This window comes from Thalassospira xiamenensis M-5 = DSM 17429 (assembly GCF_000300235.2).
Lineage (GTDB): Bacteria > Pseudomonadota > Alphaproteobacteria > Rhodospirillales > Thalassospiraceae > Thalassospira > Thalassospira xiamenensis.
Genome location: NZ_CP004388.1, coordinates 3336015 through 3355069, shown reverse-complemented (window position 1 = coordinate 3355069; position 19055 = coordinate 3336015). Strand labels below are relative to the sequence as shown.

Here is a 19055-nt window from a genome sequence, read left to right as displayed (position 1 = left end):
CAAAAATGACTTGATTTCGCTCAAAAAACCGGGATTTCCGCATGGAAATGCGTATTTATACGGGGTTCAGCATATTGCATAGCTCTCATTTAAAGTTGTTATGGCAGAAAGGCCCGGTAACCCGCGCTATGGTTGCGAATCGATTGGCAAAGCAACTGCTTTCGGATTGTTGACGGGTGTGGTGCCGTCATGCGCAAGACTGGCAAGGTGAGGGGAAGCGATGCCAAAGCATGATGAGAAAGTTTGCACTTGCGAACGGGAGTGCGAATTTGTTGCGGCGCGGCGCAGTGCGGCCAAGATGGTTTGATTTGATGAAGAACCGGTTTGCGAAGGGCTTTCTGGTCAGCCGTGCGGAAAGAGGACCTTGTGATGCAGGCACCCGATATAACGCATGGTTAAGGCGGGGCATGTCAGGCGGGGAAAGCATCCGGAAATGAAAACGGGAAGCCTTTGAAAAAGGCTTCCCGACTGATGGTCGGAGCGAGAGGATTCGAACCTCCGACCCCTGCCTCCCGAAGACAGTGCTCTACCAGGCTGAGCTACGCTCCGTCAGTGGGCGGTTGTTTAGCCCGTCTTCAGGGCTGGATCAAGCATAAACCGGTCGGTGGGCCTGAAAAACTTTGCCGTTTTACGACAGATGATTTCACGGTTGCGCGGTGTGGGCATCAATCGCTTTGCGGGTGAATTCGGCGGGGTTTGTGCCAATACGCAAAAGGCCCCGAAACGTCAAACCGTTTCAGGGCCTTTGAATGATGGTCGGAGCGAGAGGATTCGAACCTCCGACCCCTGCCTCCCGAAGACAGTGCTCTACCAGGCTGAGCTACGCTCCGTCATTCTGCGAAGCCGGGTGATAATCCCAAATACCGACCGACGCAAGGATTTTTTGCGCCAATCCGCCGGGACCCCGGCATGCGATACCGGCATGCGATATCAGTATGGGCGCGAAATGCAGAACTCGACCGCTTCGATCATCGCATCTTTGATCGGGCCATCGTCAAAGCGCGTCAGGGTATCAATGGCAAGCTGGCCAAATTCACGCGCACGATCCATCGATGCGCTAAGCGCGTCATATTTGCGAATCAGTTCCTGCGCGCGATCAAGATCGCCATCCTGGAATTCCTGATCTTCCATGCAACGGCGCCAGAAGGCCTTTTCCGCGTCGTCACCCTTGGCATAGGAAATGATCACCGGCAGGGTCACCTTGCCGTCACGGAAATCATCGCCGACAGTTTTGCCAAGCGTCGCCTGATGGGCGGAATAATCCAGAACATCGTCGATCAGCTGGAAAGCCGTGCCAAGATAGATGCCATAAAGACGCAGGGCTTCTTCGTCCTCCGCTGAACGATTGGCAATCACCGCCCCGATTTGCGACGCAGCCCCAAACAGGGCGGCGGTTTTGGCGGTGATGACTTCAAGATAGGCTTCTTCGGTGGTCGCCATGTCATTGGCGGTCGAAAGTTGCAAAACTTCGCCTTCGGCAATGACGGCGGACGCCTTGGCAAGGATATCAAGAACCTTGAGCGAGCCGTTTTTGACCATCACGACAAAGGCGCGTGCAAACAGGAAGTCACCGACCAGAACGCTGGCTTCGTTGCCAAACAGGGCATTGGCCGATGCCTGACCACGGCGCAGCAGGCTTTCATCAACGACATCGTCATGCAGAAGCGTTGCGGTGTGGATAAACTCGACACAGGCCGCAAGATCAACCGCCGATGTGCCGCCTTGATAGCCGCAAAGCTGGGCTGATGCCAGTGTCAGCATCGGGCGCATGCGCTTGCCACCAGCAGCGACAAGATGGCTTGCCAGTTGCGGGATCAGCGCGACTTCGCTGTGCATGTTGTCAATGATGACCTGATTGACGCGCTTCATGTCGGCATCGACAAGGCGGATCAGGGAGTCCAGGCTGGGTTCGGTCGTCTGCTGCGTTGCGATATTGGTCACGCTGTAATCCGAAACAATTTCTCGCGTATTGACCCCGCCCACCGGGACGGGTAACGCTGATTTCAGTGGGCGGCCTCAACATAGAGATGCCGGGTGGTGACGGTCAAGTGGACAAATGGTTGCCAGACAGGCAACAATAACCGCTTTGCCGTCATTTTTACCCGAATATGTTCTGCCACACACATATATATGGATAACATAAACATACAATAACAACCGGGGCGCATAAATCGCATGATCGAGCTATTTCGCAGCAACGACCCGATCGAGCTCAGCTGGGCGCAATCGGTTCTCGCCGACGAAGACATCGCCAGCCATATTTTTGATTACCACGCCAGCATTCTCGAAGGATCCATCGGCGCATTGCCAAGGCGTTTGATGGTGGCCCCCGAGGAAGAAAGCCGGGCCAAATACATCCTTGATATTGCCAGACGCGAACTTGATGCGCATAACGCACAGCATGATCCCGATACCGAGGAAGTTCAGGACTGAAAATCAGTCCGACATCGGCAAGGTTGCAGGAATTAAGGCATTTATGACCCGAACCGATAGCGCATTTCATGTTCCCGATTTTGCGGAAGAACGCATCAGCCACGATTTTCTGCTGGGCGGTTCGGTGACGTTAAAACAGCCGGTCGATGGGTATCGCGCGGCGGTCGATGCTGTTTTGCTGGCGGCGTCCGTTTCGATCAATTCCAGACGGGATCAGAAAATACTCGATGTCGGGGCGGCTGTCGGATCGGCCGGGCTGTGCGTCGCACGCCGTCTGCCCGATGCCGAAGTGACCGGGGTCGAGTTGCAGGACGATCTCTATGCGCTGTTTTGCCGCAACATTGTCGAAAATGATCTTGTTGGCCGGGTAACGCCGGTTCATGGCGATATCAATGACCGGTCCTTGCCGCTGGCAGCCGAAAGCTTTGATCAGGTGATTTCAAACCCGCCCTTCTATGCCGGGGGAACGCGCCCCGCCAATGAAAGCCGGGCCAAGGCGCATCAGGAAGGTACGGCTGATCTTAAGGACTGGATCCATTTCTGCCTTAAGATGGTCCGCCAGAAGGGCCGGATCACCATCGTACACCGGGCGGATCATCTCGACCGGATCATCGGGCTTTTGCACGGTCGGGCAGGCGACATGACCATCTATCCGATCTGGAGCAAGGCCAGTGCCGATGCGCCGCTTCGCGTGATTGTCTCGGCCCGCAAGGGCGTTTCATCGCCGGTTGCCCTGCGACGCGGAATTGTTCTGCATGACGAGGCGGGGGCTTATCTGCCCGAATGCGAGGCGATTTTGCGGGGGCCATCTGCATTGCCCGGTTTCTAAATCGGGCTTGGTTTAATATAAGGGCACTATAAAGTGCGTCGCGGGTCCGTTGTGGCGCAGAAACCTTGATGCTTTGGGAAATGCCATGCTGAGTTTGTCGAAAATCCTTTTTACCGCACTGATCGTTCTGGTGGTATGGCAGGGCTTCAAGCTGTTTACCCGCAAGAATCAGGTTTCCGGGCAGGAGCAGCCAAAACAGACCGCGCATGACAAAAAAGCCAAACAGCAGAAACACGAAGCTGTGGCGCATGATCTTGAAAAATGCCCGAAATGCGGTGTCTATCACGCCGAAGGCAGCGCGCATGTTTGCGAAGTCTGAGTTGCGCGGACGGCATATTTTCCTTTGCTGATTTCTTCGACTTTCGCCCAATAAACCGTGATTTCGCTTTGAAAAACCGGTTGTTGCACGGATGTTGTATGTTGCAATGCGGTATAAGATTCGGCGGGACGTCATAAAAAGCGCTAAATTCAGGCCCACTCAGGGCTTTTGCGTTCTTGACCCCGACGGGGTGGGGCGGTAGCTTGCCGCTCTAAATTTACCGACAACATCAAAGTGAGTTCGCGCAATGGCGCTCGACGGGTCGCAACGTCCCCCTTCATTCCAGGAAATCATTCTCCGCCTGCAAAGCTATTGGGCCGATCAGGGATGTGTCATCCTGCAGCCCTATGACCTTGAAGTCGGGGCCGGTACCTTCCACACCGCAACCACGTTGCGCGCGCTGGGTCCGGAAAGCTGGAATGCGGCTTATGTGCAGCCGTCCCGTCGCCCGACCGATGGTCGTTATGGCGAAAACCCGAACCGTTTGCAGCACTATTACCAGTTCCAGGTCCTGATGAAGCCGTCACCGGCCAATTCGCAGGAACTTTATCTTGGCTCGCTGGCCCATCTGGGCATTGACCCGATGGCGCATGACATCCGTTTCGTCGAAGACGACTGGGAAAGCCCGACTTTGGGCGCGTGGGGCCTTGGCTGGGAAGTGTGGCTGGACGGGATGGAAGTCACCCAGTTCACCTATTTCCAGCAGGTCGGCGGTTTTGAATGCGATCCGGTCCCGGTCGAGCTGACCTATGGTCTGGAACGTCTGGCGATGTATATCCAGGGCGTCGAAAACGTCTATGACCTTGATTATAACGGAAATGGCGTCAGCTATGGCGATGTGTTCCTGCAGAACGAAAAGGAACAGTCGACCTATAACTTCGAAGTCGCCAATACCGACATGCTGTTCCAGCATTTCAAGGACGCGCAGGCCGAATGTGCGGTCAATATCGAACGCGGCCTTGCATTGCCTGCTTATGAGCAGGCGATGAAAGCCAGCCATATCTTCAACCTCCTCGATGCGCGCGGCGTGATTTCGGTCACCGAACGTGCGGCCTATATCGGCCGTGTCCGCGACATGTCGAAATCCTGCTGCGAGGCGTGGCTTCGTTCGCGCGGGCATTTGAAAGAGGAGGCATAAGTCATGGCCGAATTGCTGCTTGAACTGTTTTCGGAAGAAATTCCGGCCCGCATGCAGGCGCGTGCTTCCGAAGACCTGACCAAACTGGTCACCGATGGGCTTAAGGCCGCCGACCTTGGTTTTGATAATGTCGAGGCATTGGTTACACCGCGCCGTCTGACCCTGATCATTGATGGTTTGCCCGAAAAACAGCCGGACCTTCGCGAAGAACGCCGTGGCCCGCGTGCCGATGCCCCGGAAAAGGCGATTGCCGGTTTCCTTGCCGGCAATGGTGTGACGCTGGAACAATGTGAAAAGCGCGAAACGCCCAAGGGTGTTTTCCTGTTTGCGATTGTCGAACAGAAGGGCCGCGATAGCGCGGATGTCATCAAGGACATCATCGAAGACGCCATGGCAAAACTGCCCTGGCCGAAATCGATGCGCTGGGCCGATCAGAAGGTCCGTTGGGTCCGTCAGCTTGACCGGATCCTGTGCCTGTTTGACGGCAAGGTGATCCCGGCATCGTTTGGCCCGGTAACGGCAGGCAATATCACAAGCGGCCACCGGTTCCTGGCACCGGCCACCTTTAGTGTTGCCAATGCCGCCGAATACAAGGCGAAGCTTGCCTTTGCCAAGGTCATGCTGGACCGTGAAGAACGCAAGAAAGTCATTCTGGACGGTGCGCGCAAGCTTGCGGCATCAGAAGGCTTTACGCTTCTGGAAGATAACGGACTGCTTGAGGAAGTCTGCGGTCTGGTTGAATGGCCGGTACCCGTCATGGGCAAGGTCGATGACCAGTTCATGGATATCCCGCGCGAGGTTCTGGAAACCTCGATGCGTGAACATCAGAAATATTTCGTTGTCGAAGACAGCACGGGCAAACTGGCCGCGCGCTTCATCACCATTTCGAACATGGTGACGCTGGATGCGAATGCGCAGATCATCGCCGGGAACGAACGCGTTTTGCGTGCGCGCCTGCATGATGCGAAATTCTTCTGGGATCAGGATCGGAAAGTGACGCTTGAAGCGCGTCTGCCGAAACTTGATAACATCGTGTTCCATGCCAAGCTTGGCTCGCTGGCGGAGCGTGTTTTGCGCCTGCGCGGACTGGCACGCGAACTTTCAGCCGACATTCCGGGCTGCGATGTCAAACTTGCCGATCGGGCGGCGGAAATTGCCAAGGCCGATCTGGTGTCGAACATGGTGTTCGAATTTACCGAACTTCAGGGACTGATGGGGAAATACTACGCCGAGAATGACGGCGAAGCCCCCGAAGTCGCCAACGCCATTGCACAGCATTATGCACCGGCCGGTCCGTCGGATATGTGTCCGACCGCGCCTGTTTCGGTGGCTGTTGCCTTGGCCGAGAAGCTCGATACCCTTGCCGGGTTCTTTACCATCGATGAAAAGCCGACCGGTTCAAAAGACCCGTTCGCGCTGCGTCGTGCGGCATTGGGTGTCATCCGGCTGGTTCTGGAAAACGGTTTGCGTGTGCCGCTGCGGCGTGCATTTGCCTTTGCCGTTTCCCAATATCCGGCCTCTATTCGTCGTGACGAGGCGGTTGACGAACTTCTGGCATTCTTTGCCGACCGCCTGAAAGTCCATCTGCGTGAACAGGGCGTGCGCCATGATCTGGTGTCCGCCGTGTTTGCCCTGGATGGCGAGGACGATCTTGTCCGCCTTCTGGCCCGTGTTGATGCGCTTGCTGATTTTGTATCGGGTGAAAGCGGCGTTAACCTTATGGCCGGGTACAAGCGCGCGTCCAATATCCTGCGTATCGAAGAGAAGAAGGATGAAAAATCCTATGATGCGGATGTGTCCGCCGATCTTCTGACGCAGGACGAGGAACGCAAGCTCTATGAGGCGCTCATCAATGTCCGGCATAAGGCTTTGCCGCTTCTGCGGGCCGAGAATTATGCCGCGGCTATGGCCGAATTCGCGCATCTGCGCGGACCGGTCGATGCATTCTTCGAAGGGGTCACGGTAAATAGTGACAAGGCAGAAGAACGTGCCAACCGGCTTAAGCTGCTGGCGCAAATTCGGACTGCCTTGCATGACATTGCCGATTTCTCGAAGATCGAGTCATAAATAAGGTCGGGGTCGCCCGGAATTCCGGAACGCCTTGACCAGATGAGGAAAAGGCAAGATGACCAAATGGGTTTACGGCTTCGGTGGCGGTAGCGCCGAGGGACGTTCCGATATGCGCGAGCTTTTGGGCGGTAAAGGTGCCAACCTTGCCGAGATGAGCAATCTCGGCCTTCCGGTCCCGCCCGGCTTTACCATCACGACCGAAGTCTGCACGGCATTTTATGACAATGACCGTGCGTACCCGGATGGTCTTGAAGCCGAAGTCGAAAAGTCGCTTGCTGCTGTCGAGGCCCTGGTCGGGCGCAAATTTGGCGACCCCAAAGACCCGTTGCTGGTTTCGGTCCGTTCCGGCGCACGTGCTTCGATGCCCGGCATGATGGATACGGTTCTTAATCTGGGCCTGAATGACGAAACGGTTGAAGGTTTGGCGGCGGTCTCTGGTGACCGCCGTTTTGCGTATGACAGCTATCGCCGTTTCATTCAGATGTATGGCGATGTGGTCCTTGGCGTCGATCACTACCATTTCGAGGAAATCCTTGAAATCCACAAGGAAGACAAGGGCTATGTCCTTGATACCGATATGGATGCCGATGACTGGCAGGCGATTGTCCAGGGCTTCAAGAAAAAGGTCGATGCCGAACTCGGGCGTCCCTTCCCGCAGGACCCGCGCGAACAGCTTTGGGGGGCGATTGGTGCGGTTTTCGGAAGCTGGATGAATGCGCGCGCCAATACATACCGTCGCCTGCACAATATCCCGGCAAGCTGGGGCACGGCGGTTAACGTTCAGGCCATGGTCTTTGGCAATATGGGCGATGATTGTGCCACCGGTGTCTGCTTCTCGCGCAATCCGTCGACCGGCGAAGACCGTTTTTACGGCGAATATCTGATCAATGCGCAGGGCGAGGACGTTGTGGCGGGGATCCGTACCCCGGCCCCGCTGACCAAAATCGAACGCGAAGAGTCGGGTTCCGACCTTCTGTCGATGGAAGAAGCCATGCCCGGCGTCTTTGGCGAGCTTTGTGATATTCGTGACAGGCTTGAATCCCATTATCGCGACATGCAGGACATGGAATTCACCGTCGAGTCCGGCAAACTTTACATGCTGCAGACCCGTGCGGGCAAACGCACCGCCAAGGCCGCCCTTCGCATCGCGGTCGAAATGTGTCAGGCCAATGTGATCACGCGCGAAGATGCCCTTCGCCGTGTTGATCCCGCACAGCTTGACCAGTTACTCCACCCAACCCTTGATCCCGATGCGGAACGCAAGGTGATCGGCATGGGGCTTCCGGCATCGCCCGGTGCGGCATCCGGGCAGATTGTTTTCTCCGCCGAGGTCGCCGAGGACTGGGTGCATAACCGGGGCCGCAAGGTCATTCTGGTGCGCATAGAAACCAGCCCCGAAGATATTGCCGGCATGCACGCAGCCGAGGGTATTCTGACATCGCGCGGTGGCATGACCAGCCACGCCGCCGTGGTGGCGCGCGGCATGGGGACGCCGTGCGTGTGCGGGGCCGGTCAGATCAAGATTGACTATACCAATAAAACCATGATGTCGGGCGGCGTGACGCTCAACGAAGGCGATGTCATCACCCTTGACGGTGCGAAGGGCGAGGTGATGCTGGGCGAGGTGGCGACACTGAAACCCGACCTGTCGGGTGATTTTTCCCAATTGATGGAATGGGCGGATGGGGTGCGCCGTCTTAAGGTCCGCACCAACGCCGAAACACCTGATGATGCGGCAACCGCGCGCGGTTTCGGGGCGGAGGGGATCGGCCTTTGCCGGACCGAACATATGTTCTTTGATCCGGCACGCATCATCTCCATGCGCGAAATGATCCTGGCGGATATGGAAAAGGGCCGTCGTGCGGCACTTGATAAACTTCTGCCCTATCAACGTCAGGACTTTATTGACCTGTTCCGGATCATGAAGGGCCTTCCGGTGACGATCCGTCTGCTGGACCCGCCATTGCATGAATTCCTGCCGCATGGCGACAACGAAATTGCCGAGGTCGCCAATGCGGCGGGTGTGGCAGAGATTGTCGTGCGTCGCCGGTTGCTGGAACTGTCGGAAGCCAACCCGATGCTGGGGCATCGCGGGTGCCGTCTTGGCATCAGCTATCCCGAAATCTATGAAATGCAGGCACGTGCGATATTCGAAGCCGCGATCGAGGTTTCAAAGGATGGCGGCGATCCGGTGATACCGGAAATCATGATCCCGCTGATTGTCGGCAAGAAGGAACTTGAAATCCTCAAGGCCGTGATCATCAAGGTCGCAGGCGAAGTCGAAACCGAAAAATCGGCCAAGCTCGAATTCCTTGTCGGCACGATGATCGAATTGCCGCGGGCCGCCCTTCGGGCCGGTGAAATCGCCGAAGAGGCCGAATTCTTCAGCTTCGGAACCAACGATTTGACCCAGACGACCTTTGGCCTTTCGCGTGATGACGCATCCCGGTTCCTGGATACCTATATTTCCAAGGATATCTTTGCCGGTGATCCGTTCGTATCGCTGGATCAGGAAGGGGTGGGCGAACTGGTCAGCATTGCGGCTGAACGTGGCCGTAAAACGCGTTCTGACATCAAGCTTGGCATTTGCGGCGAACATGGCGGTGATCCGGCATCCATCGCGTTCTGCGAGGCACAGGGGCTGGATTACGTCTCGTGCTCGCCCTATCGCGTGCCGATTGCGCGACTGGCTGCCGCACAGGCTGCGCTCAAGAAATAAGGCTGCTGACGGGCAGCATTGATAAAGCAAACGGCGGCAGAAATTCTGCCGCCGTTTGCATTTGATGAAATTATCGGTTGGCGGATCAGGCCGCCGTTTCCGGCAACTTGACCCAGTCGGGAACCTTGACCGAAATTTTGGCATCACCCGCCATCAGCTCGGCATCATCGCCAATCCGTTCCAGCCGGATCAGGGCAAGGCCCGCATTGCCATGGATGCTGCGGATCGTACCGGCTTCCTTGTCGCCATTCATGATCAGGGTGCCGATTTCCGGGGTCGGGCCGGTGATCGTGATCGGCAGCAGGCGTTTGCGCACCAGCCCGCGATATTTGGTGCGCGCGGTCAGTTCCTGCCCCATATAGCAGCCCTTTTTGAAATCAACGCCACCCAGTTCCTCGAACCCGTTTTCAAGCAGGATGGCACGGTCGATTTCCATTTCCTCGCTGCCATTGGGCAGGCCCAGCAGCACGCGATGCTGATGATAGGTGCTTTCATCGCTTTCGGTGGCACCGATGGCTGCCATCTGTGCCAGTTCGTTTTTGGGCAGCAACACGCGCGCACCCATCGCACTCAGGCGTGGATCAACCGCCTTGATCCCGTCGGCAAACGGTGCGGTGGCACCGGGCGTATCGGGCAGATCAAGTGCTGCAAGCGCACCATCGCCGAAGACGGCAACGACGTCATAGCTTTCGGTGACATCGGTCAGTTCGGCCTTCGCGCGCAATTTATACATGCGCAGTTTCTTGAAAAGCTCGGCCGCACGCGCACCGTCTTCGCCGCGTTCGCATTCAATCAGAAGGCTGTCCTCGTCCTGCTGATAGACAAAAAAATCGAACAGGAACTTGCCCTGCGGCGACAAAAGCGCGCCATAGCCGGAATGATCAGCCGTGATTTTTTCGATATTGTTCGACACCAGCCCCTGAAGGAAGCTGACGCGATCAGGCCCGCTGATCCGGATCACGGCCCGGTCAGGCAGGGGGGCGTATAAAGTCTCACTCATGATTCTTATGGCTCCGGTTTATCGGAATTGTTGGCCGAAATGTGGGGCAATGGGGGGCATTTGGCAAGGGGTGGTTTGGCAAAGGCAAAAGCAACCTGCCACAAGAAAAGCCTTCATAAATTGCGCGGGAACCGATAGAACGCAATGTATGAAAATATTGATGCTTGATCGTTCCATCGGCTTTGATCCCAAGGATCGCGAAGCCCGCCCCCTGGGATCGCGCCAACGCGGATTTATCGCGCTGGCCGAAGCCCTTGTTGCCCGTGGCCACAAGGTTGAAGCCTGCCGGAACGGTGGCATTGACCTTGATCATCATGGTGTCGCCTGGCGACAGCTTGACAGTGCCATGCCGCCCTTTGGCGGGGATCCTGTGGATAGGGTTCTGGTATGGCGCGATGCGGAGCTGCTGCGTCATCCGTCCATTCCCGAAGGTGCCGATTGCTGGCTTTGGTTTGATGGCATGGTATCCGATCTGAATGCGGATAAGGCACGTCTGGCATTGCTTGAAACCGGTGCGCAGGTGATTTTCACCCATGAAGATCAGGGCAAGGCATTTGATGGCGATATCGCCAAACGCCCCATTGTGATTGCGCCGGGGGCGTGTCCGGCCTTTGCCATGGCATCAAACATGCACTGGGCGTTCGAGAGCCGCGAAAACCTTGCCGTGACGGTCGCCAACAGCAAAACCGGCATTGCCCAGATCATCCGCATCTGGTCGGCTTATGTCGCACCCAAGGTGCCCGGTGCCATTCTGGAAATTTATGCTGCCGACCTGTTCTTGGCGATGGCGGGCGAAAATGACGATGTTTCCGGCGAACTCGTCGATATGGTGCGCGACAATATCGACAAGGGTGTGCGCGTTTGCCACCCGATGCCCGAGGCCGACATGGCCGAACGTGTCGCAACCGCGCGGGCGTTTCTGCATCACGGCAAATACGGCAATGATCAGGTCGGTCAATGGATTTACGATGCGCTGGCGGCGGCAACCCCGGTTGTGTCCTATGGCGGGATTGCCACGGCGCGGGTCGAAAACGGCAAAACCGGCTATATCGTTCCCGATGAAACCGCCTATGGCAATCTGGTGATGCAGTTGCTGGCCGACCGGCAGATTTTTGCCAGCCAGTCCGAAGCGGCGCGTAACAGCCGCCGTGAATGGCTTAATGTCGCTGGCGAGCTGGAGAAACTTTAAACCGTGCGTTTGCTGTTCATCACCTCGAACCGGCTGGGCGATGCCGTTCTTTCGACATCAGTGCTGCGCCACTATGTCGAAACCTATCCCGGCATCAGGGTGACGGTTGCCTGCGGCCCGGTCGCCGCCCCGATTTTTGAAGCAGTTCCGGGGCTTGAACGCATCATCGAAATGCCAAAACAGAAACGCGGCGGCCATTGGTGGAAGCTTTGGAAGTCGGTCGCGTTTCGCTGGTGGGACATCATCGTCGATCTGCGCGGCAGTGCGACGGCTTATGTGTTGCCGGGCTGGAAGCGGGTGGTGCTCAAAGGCAACGATGACAGTGTTCACCGGGTGGAGCAGCTTGCACGTCTGATCGGTGTTGATCGTCCTCTAAATCCCAAAATCTGGCTTGATCCGATACATGTGAAACGGGCTCAGGAAATTCTTTCCTCTTTTGCCAGGCGACCGCTTCTTGTCGTTGGTCCGACGGCAAACTGGGGAGGAAAGATGTGGCCGATAGATCGTTTCCAGGATCTTGTTGGGCGGCTGACGTCCTTAGCGGGTCCGTTGCCGGATGCGCATGTTTTGCTGGTTGGTGCACCTTCTGAAATCGAGAAGGCGCAGGAACTGATTTCATCCATTGCGGATGATCGCAGAACTGTTGTTTTTGGAACCGAGCATTTATTGACCGTGCAAGCGTGCCTGGAGAAAGCCGATCTTTATATCGGTAATGATTCCGGCTTGATGCATATGGCGGCTGCTTCCGGTTCTCCCACCGTGGGGCTTTTTGGGCCATCCCGACCGGAAAACTATGCGCCATATGGTAAGAAGACAGCTTATGTCTGCACGGATCGCAACTATGATCAGATTGTGGCTGACGGTGTCGACTGGAAATCTCAGAAATCTTTGATGACAGACCTGTCTGTTGACAAAGTTTTTGAATTTTCATGTAAGTTTTTAAAATAAATTATCGGTTTGTTTAAGCGGGGAAGCATGCGGATCGCCATCGTTTCAGGTTCCGACAAAAACTATTTTCCTTTGTTGATCGAAATGGTGCATTCGGTCAGACAATTCTCGGTCGACCGAAATATCGACATCTGTGTGATGGATGCAGGTTTGGCTGAATCCCAGAGGGAACAACTGTCACCTCTGGTCAACCAACTCGTTATCCCTGGCTGGCCCAATGGCATTTCGGAAGAAAAATCAAAAGGTAAGGACTACCTCAAGGCGTGTATTTGCCGCCCCTTCATCCCCGAAATATTTCCCGGATATGACGTATATCTGTGGATGGATTGTGATACCTGGGTTCAGGACTGGTCATCTGTAGAGATGTTCATTCGATCCGCTGCGAAAGGTGATCGTCTGGCGATTACGAATGGTGCAGACCGCTCTTATCCAAAGCCGATCCGTATTTCCTGGCTTGGAAGATGGCCCCGAAAAATTGGCAGTTTCTATAACGCCAATGGCAAAAAGGCTTTTGGCTGGGCGACAGCCAAAAAAATGATCCCCCACTATGTGCTGTCTGCGGCGACATTCGCGATTGCAGCAAAGGCACCACACTGGAAGCGTTGGCAGGAAGTTATTGTTGAAGCTGCCATGAACGGAAAAATGTTCCCGGCCGAGCAGTTGTCTTTGGGCAAGATCATCCACATTGAAGGCTATAAGGCCGAATATCTCCCTGCCTATGCGATGTGGCAATGTCAGCACAAGCCATTCTGGGATGCCGAGAAATCGATCTTTGTCGAACCCAACGAACCGCATGCGACTATCGGGATAATGCATTTGTCAGGTGTCGACGATATTCGGGCAGACAGAGATGTGAAAACCGAAATTGAAACGACCGATGGCAAAACGGTATCGGTCAATTATCGCTATCCCCTGTTTGCGGCAGAGAAACTTACGATCGCCAAGCCTCAAAGAGTTTAATGGCGGGCGTTCTTAAAGCTGAAATTTTAAGGTCCGGACAATCCTGTTTGCGATCAATCGGGAACAATTCGCATGCTAATGCATTTGCTTATCATGTGAATTTTGTTTCAACTGTTCCGGACCAGAAAGATGATCCGTACCGAGCATCTGACAATGATCGTGGTGTTGCTGTTTGCCGTTTCCATGGCGTGGCTTCAGGTGGCTGTGGGGGATCAGAGAACCCAGCTCAATCTTGTGCCGGTTCCTGCCTACAAATCCGGGTTTGAAATGTATGCCATCCGTTATGGGAATGCCGATAACGCATCTTGTGGCAGTCTGTGCGGTGCATTTGATCTGGAAAAGGCCAGTTCAATAGGTGGCGCATATATGCAGGTAAGCCTTCCTCTGGATACGGCGCGTCGCTGATATCGCCAAGTCGACCTGACGCGTTGGTAATGCAGGGTTAATGTCTGGAGTATCCAATGGCCAAACCGACTGTCTGGGCGATTATTCCCAATTTGTTGCGCAGCCTGTTTCGACCGGATGTGCCACTGCGAAGCAAGATCCTGTTGCTGGCCGGGATTATCTATCTCGTTAGCCCGATTGACCTGTTGCCCGATGTCATTGCCGGTATTGGCTGGATTGATGATCTTGTTATCGTGCCCCTGTTGGGATGGCTTTCATATAAAAGCCTGCCGCCATCCATAAAATCGGATATGGCATCCGACAATCTTGAGACGCCGGCAAAGTCTCGTAAATGGTTGTATCTTCTGATTTTGATCCTGGTTCTGACTGGCATTGTTATGCTCACAGGGCCCGATGATAGCTTCCTGAAAACTTCGTCTGCTGGTTAAGGCACGACTTTTGCGCCTTTGACAGTCTTTGCCCCGCCCTTTTAAGCTTGGATGCAATTCCATCATGAAACGGGGATACGACCATGGCAGATACATTTCGTGGCTTGGTTCTGCGCCAGCAGGAAAAATCAGTTCAGGCCGATTTTCAAAATCTGACACTTGATGATCTGCCAGACGGAGATGTGCTGGTTCGGGTACGATGGTCGACCCTGAATTACAAGGACGGCATGATCCTGAACGGGCTTGGCCGTCTTGTCCGGCAATACCCGCATGTGCCCGGTGTCGATTTTGCCGGCGAAGTGATTTCATCGGATGATCCGCGTTATGCGCCCGGCGATCAGGTCATCCTGACCGGATGGCGGGTTGGGGAAGCCCATTGGGGCGGATATGCCCAGTATGCCCGCGTCAAAGCCGATTGGCTGGTGCCAATGCCAGATGGGCTTGATGGTGCGCACGCCATGGCCATCGGTACCGCGGGCTTTACATCCATGCTTGCCGTGATGGCCCTTGAAGAGCAGGGCGTATCACCCGATCAGGATGGCGAAGTCCTTGTTACCGGGGCGGCGGGCGGTGTTGGGTCGGTCGCGGTAGGTCTTCTTTCCAATCTTGGTTATCGTGTTGCCGCCTCGACCGGGCGTGCTGACACGCATGACTATCTTCGAAGCCTTGGTGCGCATTCAATTCTGGATCGATCAGAGTTAAGCGAGGCAAGCAAGCCCTTGCTGAGCGAGCGTTGGCTGGGGGCTGTTGACAGTGTCGGCAGCACGACATTGGCGCATGTCTTATCGGAAATGAAGTATCATGGCGTGGTTGCTGCTTGCGGGTTGGCTGGCGGGCCGGATTTACCTGCAACGGTTCTTCCGTTTTTGCTGCGCGGGGTCCGGTTGATCGGAATTGATTCCGTGATGTGCCCCTATGAAAAGCGCGTCACAGCCTGGAAACGTCTGACACAGGAATTGCCAATGGATCAACTGGATGCTGTGACAACAAAGGTTGGACTTCGTGATATCCTGCCGTGGAGTGAAAAAATCCTCAAAGGGCAGGTTCGGGGGCGTTTGCTGATTGATGTGCAGGATTGCTAGCAGAGGCAAATATATGCAGAATCAGTCTGATCCGAGCTGCCAATCCTGAAATTCTGAAATGAATGGGCCGTGCCATATGACCGAAAACCGGTTTCGCATCCTTCTGGTCGAAGATAATCCCGGCGATGCGTTTCTTGTAAAAACATTGCTGGAGGAAACCGGTGAGCAATTCGGTATCGAACATCGGTCCGATCTTGCTTCGGCCATGGCCCTGCTGAATGATCCGTCACCGGATGGACAGTTTGATGTTGTTCTGCTGGATTTGACGCTGCCCGATTCATCGGGGGTTGAGACCATCCGCCGAATTCGCGGCTGCGCGCATAGCGCACCGGTTGTTGTCCTGACCGGGCACAAGGACGAAGAACTTGCCTTTGAAGCCCTTCAGCACGGCGCAGAAGATTACCTGACCAAAGAATTCCCCGACGGCAGGACCATTCGCCGATCCATCCGTTATGCGATTGAACGGTCGCGTGCCGAGCAGGCTTTGAAGGAAAGCGAAGAACGGTATCGCAAGCTGGTGGAACTGGCACCGGAACTGATTTCGGTGCTGAGCGGTGAGGAAATTACCTATATCAACCAGCAGGGCGTTGCCATTCTGCATGGGAACGACAGTTCCGAACTGGTCGGGCGCAGCTTCATGGAGATGGTCCATCCCGACAGCCGCGAAATCATGAGCGAATATATTGCCCGTTACGCTGGCGGTTATACGGGGCGGGCGGATTTTGTCATCATCTGCCGACGGGGCGACGGCGAGAATGTCGAGCTTGAAGTATCCGCCATCGCCTTCACCCACGAAGGCGCGCCAGCCATGCTGATGCTGGCCGAGGATGTTACGGAAAAGCGCAAAATCGAACGGCAACTGGTTCAGACCTCCAAGCTGGCGACCCTTGGCGAGATGGCCGCATCCGTCGCCCATGAAATGAACCAGCCGCTTAATGTCATTCGGATGGCGGCTGATACCTGCGCGCTTCAATATGAACTTGAAAAGGTTCAACCCTCGTTTCAGAGAGAGCGACTGTCCCTGATCAGCGGGCAAACCCAGCGCATGGCCGAAATTATTCGACATTTGCAGATATACAGTCGGCCGGACGAGGATGATTTCGAGCTTTTCGACCCGATGCGGGCGGTCACCCGTGCAGTGGACATGATCGAGCATGATTGCCGTTTGGCGGGGATCGTGGTGGATGTCGTTCCATCGGCACAAAGTTGCCAGGTGCTTGGGCGACAGGTCCAGCTTGAACAGGTTCTGGTCAATATGTTGACCAATGCGCGTGATGCAATCACGGAAAACGGCGATGATACCGGCGGGATTGGCGGGCTCATTCGATTAACAGCCATGCTTGATCCCGATCAGGAAGTGCTTCGAATTGCGATTAATGACAATGGCGGCGGCATCCCCGAGGACGCCATTGGCCTTATTTTCCATCCGTTCTTTACGACCAAGGATGTCGGAAAGGGAACGGGGCTTGGCCTTTCGGTAAGCTATGGCATCGTCGAGGGAATGGGCGGGCATATTGATGTTCGCAATGAAGGAGACGGTGCCTGTTTCGAGATTGTTCTGCCTGCGACGCATATCGGCGAAACGCAGGGGGATGAAAATGATCCGTCTGATGATGCCCCGTTATTGCCTCAGCAGGAAAAAGTTCCGGAGGCAAGGTCGCGCGATTTGCGGATCATGGTTGTCGATGATGAAATTGATGCGATGGAGATCATCGCAGCCTATCTCGAAGCGCAGGGATTCTCGGTTTCGGCGGCAAGCGACGGCGAAGATGCGCTTGCACTGGCCGGTGTTGTGCAGCCCGACATTCTGATCACCGATATCCGGATGCCACAGATGGATGGCAATAGTCTGGTTCGGGAACTGCGTTCACGCAATCCCGCTTTGCCGGTGATCGTTATGACCGGTCATCCGGGGGATGCCGACAGACCGACAGAGGATGGGGATGATGCGCCGGTCATGGTGATGGCAAAGCCGCTTGATTTAAAAGAGCTTCTGGCAACGCTTGATGAAATTTCCGAAGTCGTTGCGGGTTGAAATACAAAAAAACCCGGCCAAGGGGCCGGGTTTCAGACCGCTGACAAACCCCGTCATATTTTGGCGGGGTTTTTCTTTTAGAGGTGTTTGAAAGCTGGCTTGAGTGTGCCGAGGGGATTATCCCTCAGCGATTGGCCCCTTGGGGCCCAAAGCCAGGGCTATTTTCTTGATGTTTTGGGCGGCGGCGGCCAGCAGACATTGGCATTTGACATTGATCAGTCCCCGGAACCTTGCATATCGATGACCGTGAAGCTGTTTGGCATCTGCAAAAGAGCGTTCGACCGTCTCTTTTCGGCGCTTGTAAACCCGCTTGCCCCACTCTGTCAGACGATAGGCGTCAGCCCGGTCTCTGGCGTCTTGCCAGACATGGCGCGTGACAGTTTTTCGGTGGTGGGCATTGGCGGTACAGGAAGCCAGCACAGGACAGGTGCGGCATTTTTCCGGGTCGCTGTGATAATGGCGGTATCCATTTCGGTCGGTTGTCGCATAAGACAGAAGCTGACCTTCGGGGCAGCGATAAGCATCACGTTCAGGGTCATAAACGTATTTGCGTTTGGGGATGTAGCCTTCCCGAAGGTTCGGGCGGCGATAGCCCGTCACGCCAAGGATGTCACGATCTTCAAGGCCTTTGGCAATCGCGGCGGTCGCATAGCCCGCATCCAGTCCGACGGCGATAACATCAAGGTCAAAACGCTGCCCTTTGTCGGTCAAGACGGTCGAGATAGGGAATGCTGTCATGCAGATTGGCCGGGGTGGCGTAACTGTCGGTAATGATCCCAAGCTTGCCATCGACCGTGCGGTGATCGAGATAGAAAAAGCCCTTGGGCTTGCCGTCGCGCACCATATATCCGCTGTCGGGATCGGTTCGGCTGATCTTGGTTTCTTTCTCAACCGGCTGGCGTTCCTTGGCTTTGAGCGGCTTTTTCGCATGAGCCGCCCGGTCTTCCTCAATCGCCAGATCCAGATCATCCCAATAGGCCGCGCGCGATTTGGCAACCACTTCGCGGTCCCATTTGTTCTTGTTGGCATCGGCCTTCAAATGCGTGCTGTCGGTATAGAGAACCTTACCATCCACCAGCCCGTGCCTGATCGCCTGCTCGACGATCTCGTCAAAAATATCCTGCGCAACACTGGCATCATGATATCGACGCCGCCGGTTCTGCGACAGGGTCGAGGCATCAAAGACCTTGTCGGTCAGCTTGAGTTGCAAAAACCAGCGATAGGCGACATTGACCTCAATCTCGCGCACAAGCTGGCGCTCCGAGCGCACGCCAAACAGATAGCCAATGAACAGCGCCTTAAACATCATCACCGGATCAAGGGCGGGACGGCCATTGTTCGCGCAGTACAAATCGGCCACGCGCGCATGGATAAAACTGAAATCGATCACGGCATCGATCTTACGAAGCAAATGATCGCTGGGGACCAAACTGTCGAGTGTCACCATCTCAAGTTCGGTTTGATGTGGGCTGGGTTTCTTAAGCATTCCCCATTGAATCA

At 55.4% G+C, this 19055-nt stretch carries 16 protein-coding genes and 2 tRNA genes; 13 read left to right on the top strand and 5 right to left on the bottom strand.

The genetic code is table 11. The annotated features are described in order from the left end of the window. Positions 1-472: 472 nt before the first annotated feature. The 3 genes from TH3_RS15605 to TH3_RS15595 form a co-directional block, all read right to left on the bottom strand. A tRNA-Pro gene (locus TH3_RS15605) sits at positions 473-549 on the bottom strand. A 204-nt stretch (positions 550-753) separates the two neighbouring features. Next, a tRNA-Pro gene (locus tag TH3_RS15600) sits at positions 754-830 on the bottom strand. 100 nt (positions 831-930) lie between these two features. After that, complete coding sequence (locus TH3_RS15595) at positions 931-1941, bottom strand: polyprenyl synthetase family protein (RefSeq protein WP_037992287.1); 1011 nt, start codon at positions 1939-1941, stop codon at positions 931-933. Positions 1942-2175: 234 nt separating this feature from the next. On the opposite strand from TH3_RS15595, the gene TH3_RS15590 reads away from it, so the two are divergent. The 6 genes from TH3_RS15590 (at position 2176) to ppdK (ending at position 9508) form a co-directional block, all read left to right on the top strand. Further along, positions 2176-2433, top strand: a complete 258-nt coding sequence (locus TH3_RS15590) for a putative signal transducing protein (RefSeq protein ID WP_007092411.1) — start codon at positions 2176-2178, stop codon at positions 2431-2433. Between the two features lie 43 nt (positions 2434-2476). Beyond that, positions 2477-3262, top strand: a complete 786-nt coding sequence (locus tag TH3_RS15585; protein WP_007092412.1) for a tRNA1(Val) (adenine(37)-N6)-methyltransferase — start codon at positions 2477-2479, stop codon at positions 3260-3262. An 85-nt stretch (positions 3263-3347) separates the two neighbouring features. Then, the gene (locus TH3_RS15580; RefSeq protein WP_007092413.1) at positions 3348-3581 is read left to right on the top strand and encodes a hypothetical protein; all 234 of its coding nucleotides are present in this window, start codon (positions 3348-3350) and stop codon (positions 3579-3581) included. A gap of 247 nt (positions 3582-3828) precedes the next feature. Continuing rightward, positions 3829-4719 carry a glycine--tRNA ligase subunit alpha gene (locus tag TH3_RS15575; protein ID WP_007092414.1) on the top strand — a complete coding sequence of 297 codons (891 nt, stop codon included), beginning with the start codon at positions 3829-3831 and terminating at the stop codon, positions 4717-4719. 3 nt (positions 4720-4722) lie between these two features. Next, entirely contained in the window at positions 4723-6786 is a 2064-nt protein-coding gene (glyS, locus tag TH3_RS15570) for a glycine--tRNA ligase subunit beta (protein WP_007092415.1), read from the top strand. Between the two features lie 58 nt (positions 6787-6844). Further along, positions 6845-9508, top strand: a complete 2664-nt coding sequence (gene ppdK, locus TH3_RS15565; RefSeq protein ID WP_007092416.1) for a pyruvate, phosphate dikinase — start codon at positions 6845-6847, stop codon at positions 9506-9508. Positions 9509-9593: 85 nt separating this feature from the next. Here ppdK and ygfZ read toward each other — a convergent pair whose 3' ends face one another. Next, positions 9594-10508 (bottom strand): CAF17-like 4Fe-4S cluster assembly/insertion protein YgfZ, encoded by a 915-nt coding sequence (gene ygfZ, locus TH3_RS15560; RefSeq protein ID WP_007092417.1) that lies wholly within the window; start codon positions 10506-10508, stop codon positions 9594-9596. A 160-nt stretch (positions 10509-10668) separates the two neighbouring features. On the opposite strand from ygfZ, the gene TH3_RS15555 reads away from it, so the two are divergent. The 7 genes from TH3_RS15555 (at position 10669) to TH3_RS15525 (ending at position 17555) form a co-directional block, all read left to right on the top strand. Next, complete coding sequence (locus TH3_RS15555) at positions 10669-11697, top strand: glycosyltransferase (RefSeq protein WP_233421790.1); 1029 nt, start codon at positions 10669-10671, stop codon at positions 11695-11697. A gap of 171 nt (positions 11698-11868) precedes the next feature. Beyond that, positions 11869-12645 carry a glycosyltransferase family 9 protein gene (locus tag TH3_RS15550; protein WP_233421789.1) on the top strand — a complete coding sequence of 259 codons (777 nt, stop codon included), beginning with the start codon at positions 11869-11871 and terminating at the stop codon, positions 12643-12645. 27 nt (positions 12646-12672) lie between these two features. Continuing rightward, positions 12673-13605, top strand: coding sequence for a glycosyltransferase (locus tag TH3_RS15545; protein ID WP_007092420.1), 933 nt, complete (start codon positions 12673-12675; stop codon positions 13603-13605). 129 nt (positions 13606-13734) lie between these two features. Continuing rightward, a complete protein-coding gene (locus tag TH3_RS15540) occupies positions 13735-14010 on the top strand; it encodes a hypothetical protein (RefSeq protein WP_007092421.1) in 276 nt (91 codons plus the stop codon). Positions 14011-14066: 56 nt separating this feature from the next. Continuing rightward, on the top strand, positions 14067-14438 hold the full coding sequence (locus tag TH3_RS15535; RefSeq protein WP_007092422.1) for a YkvA family protein: 372 nt from the start codon (positions 14067-14069) through the stop codon (positions 14436-14438). A gap of 83 nt (positions 14439-14521) precedes the next feature. Then, complete coding sequence (gene acuI / locus TH3_RS15530) at positions 14522-15520, top strand: acrylyl-CoA reductase (NADPH) (protein WP_007092423.1); 999 nt, start codon at positions 14522-14524, stop codon at positions 15518-15520. A 76-nt stretch (positions 15521-15596) separates the two neighbouring features. Next, a complete protein-coding gene (locus tag TH3_RS15525) occupies positions 15597-17555 on the top strand; it encodes a response regulator (RefSeq protein WP_139328265.1) in 1959 nt (652 codons plus the stop codon). Between the two features lie 117 nt (positions 17556-17672). Here the strand turns inward: TH3_RS15525 and TH3_RS15520 are convergent. Further along, positions 17673-19041, bottom strand: a protein-coding gene (locus tag TH3_RS15520) for an IS1182 family transposase (protein WP_040059618.1) whose coding sequence is annotated in 2 segments (ribosomal slippage) — positions 17673-18251 and positions 18253-19041 — 1368 coding nt in all. Because the reading frame shifts where the segments join, the coding sequence is not laid out codon by codon here. Positions 19042-19055: the final 14 nt, after the last annotated feature.

Excerpts from the sequence above, each read along its gene's own strand:
- TH3_RS15590 (WP_007092411.1), top strand. The coding sequence starts at position 2,176 with ATGATCGAGCTATTTCGCAGCAACGACCCGATCGAGCTCAGCTGGGCG.
- TH3_RS15585 (WP_007092412.1), top strand. The coding sequence starts at position 2,477 with ATGACCCGAACCGATAGCGCATTTCATGTTCCCGATTTTGCGGAAGAA.
- TH3_RS15580 (WP_007092413.1), top strand. The coding sequence starts at position 3,348 with ATGCTGAGTTTGTCGAAAATCCTTTTTACCGCACTGATCGTTCTGGTG.
- TH3_RS15575 (WP_007092414.1), top strand. The coding sequence starts at position 3,829 with ATGGCGCTCGACGGGTCGCAACGTCCCCCTTCATTCCAGGAAATCATT.
- glyS (WP_007092415.1), top strand. The coding sequence starts at position 4,723 with ATGGCCGAATTGCTGCTTGAACTGTTTTCGGAAGAAATTCCGGCCCGC.
- ppdK (WP_007092416.1), top strand. The coding sequence starts at position 6,845 with ATGACCAAATGGGTTTACGGCTTCGGTGGCGGTAGCGCCGAGGGACGT.
- ygfZ (WP_007092417.1), bottom strand. The coding sequence starts at position 10,508 with ATGAGTGAGACTTTATACGCCCCCCTGCCTGACCGGGCCGTGATCCGG.
- TH3_RS15555 (WP_233421790.1), top strand. The coding sequence starts at position 10,669 with ATGCTTGATCGTTCCATCGGCTTTGATCCCAAGGATCGCGAAGCCCGC.
- TH3_RS15550 (WP_233421789.1), top strand. The coding sequence starts at position 11,869 with ATGCCAAAACAGAAACGCGGCGGCCATTGGTGGAAGCTTTGGAAGTCG.
- TH3_RS15545 (WP_007092420.1), top strand. The coding sequence starts at position 12,673 with ATGCGGATCGCCATCGTTTCAGGTTCCGACAAAAACTATTTTCCTTTG.
- TH3_RS15540 (WP_007092421.1), top strand. The coding sequence starts at position 13,735 with ATGATCCGTACCGAGCATCTGACAATGATCGTGGTGTTGCTGTTTGCC.
- TH3_RS15535 (WP_007092422.1), top strand. The coding sequence starts at position 14,067 with ATGGCCAAACCGACTGTCTGGGCGATTATTCCCAATTTGTTGCGCAGC.
- acuI (WP_007092423.1), top strand. The coding sequence starts at position 14,522 with ATGGCAGATACATTTCGTGGCTTGGTTCTGCGCCAGCAGGAAAAATCA.
- TH3_RS15525 (WP_139328265.1), top strand. The coding sequence starts at position 15,597 with ATGACCGAAAACCGGTTTCGCATCCTTCTGGTCGAAGATAATCCCGGC.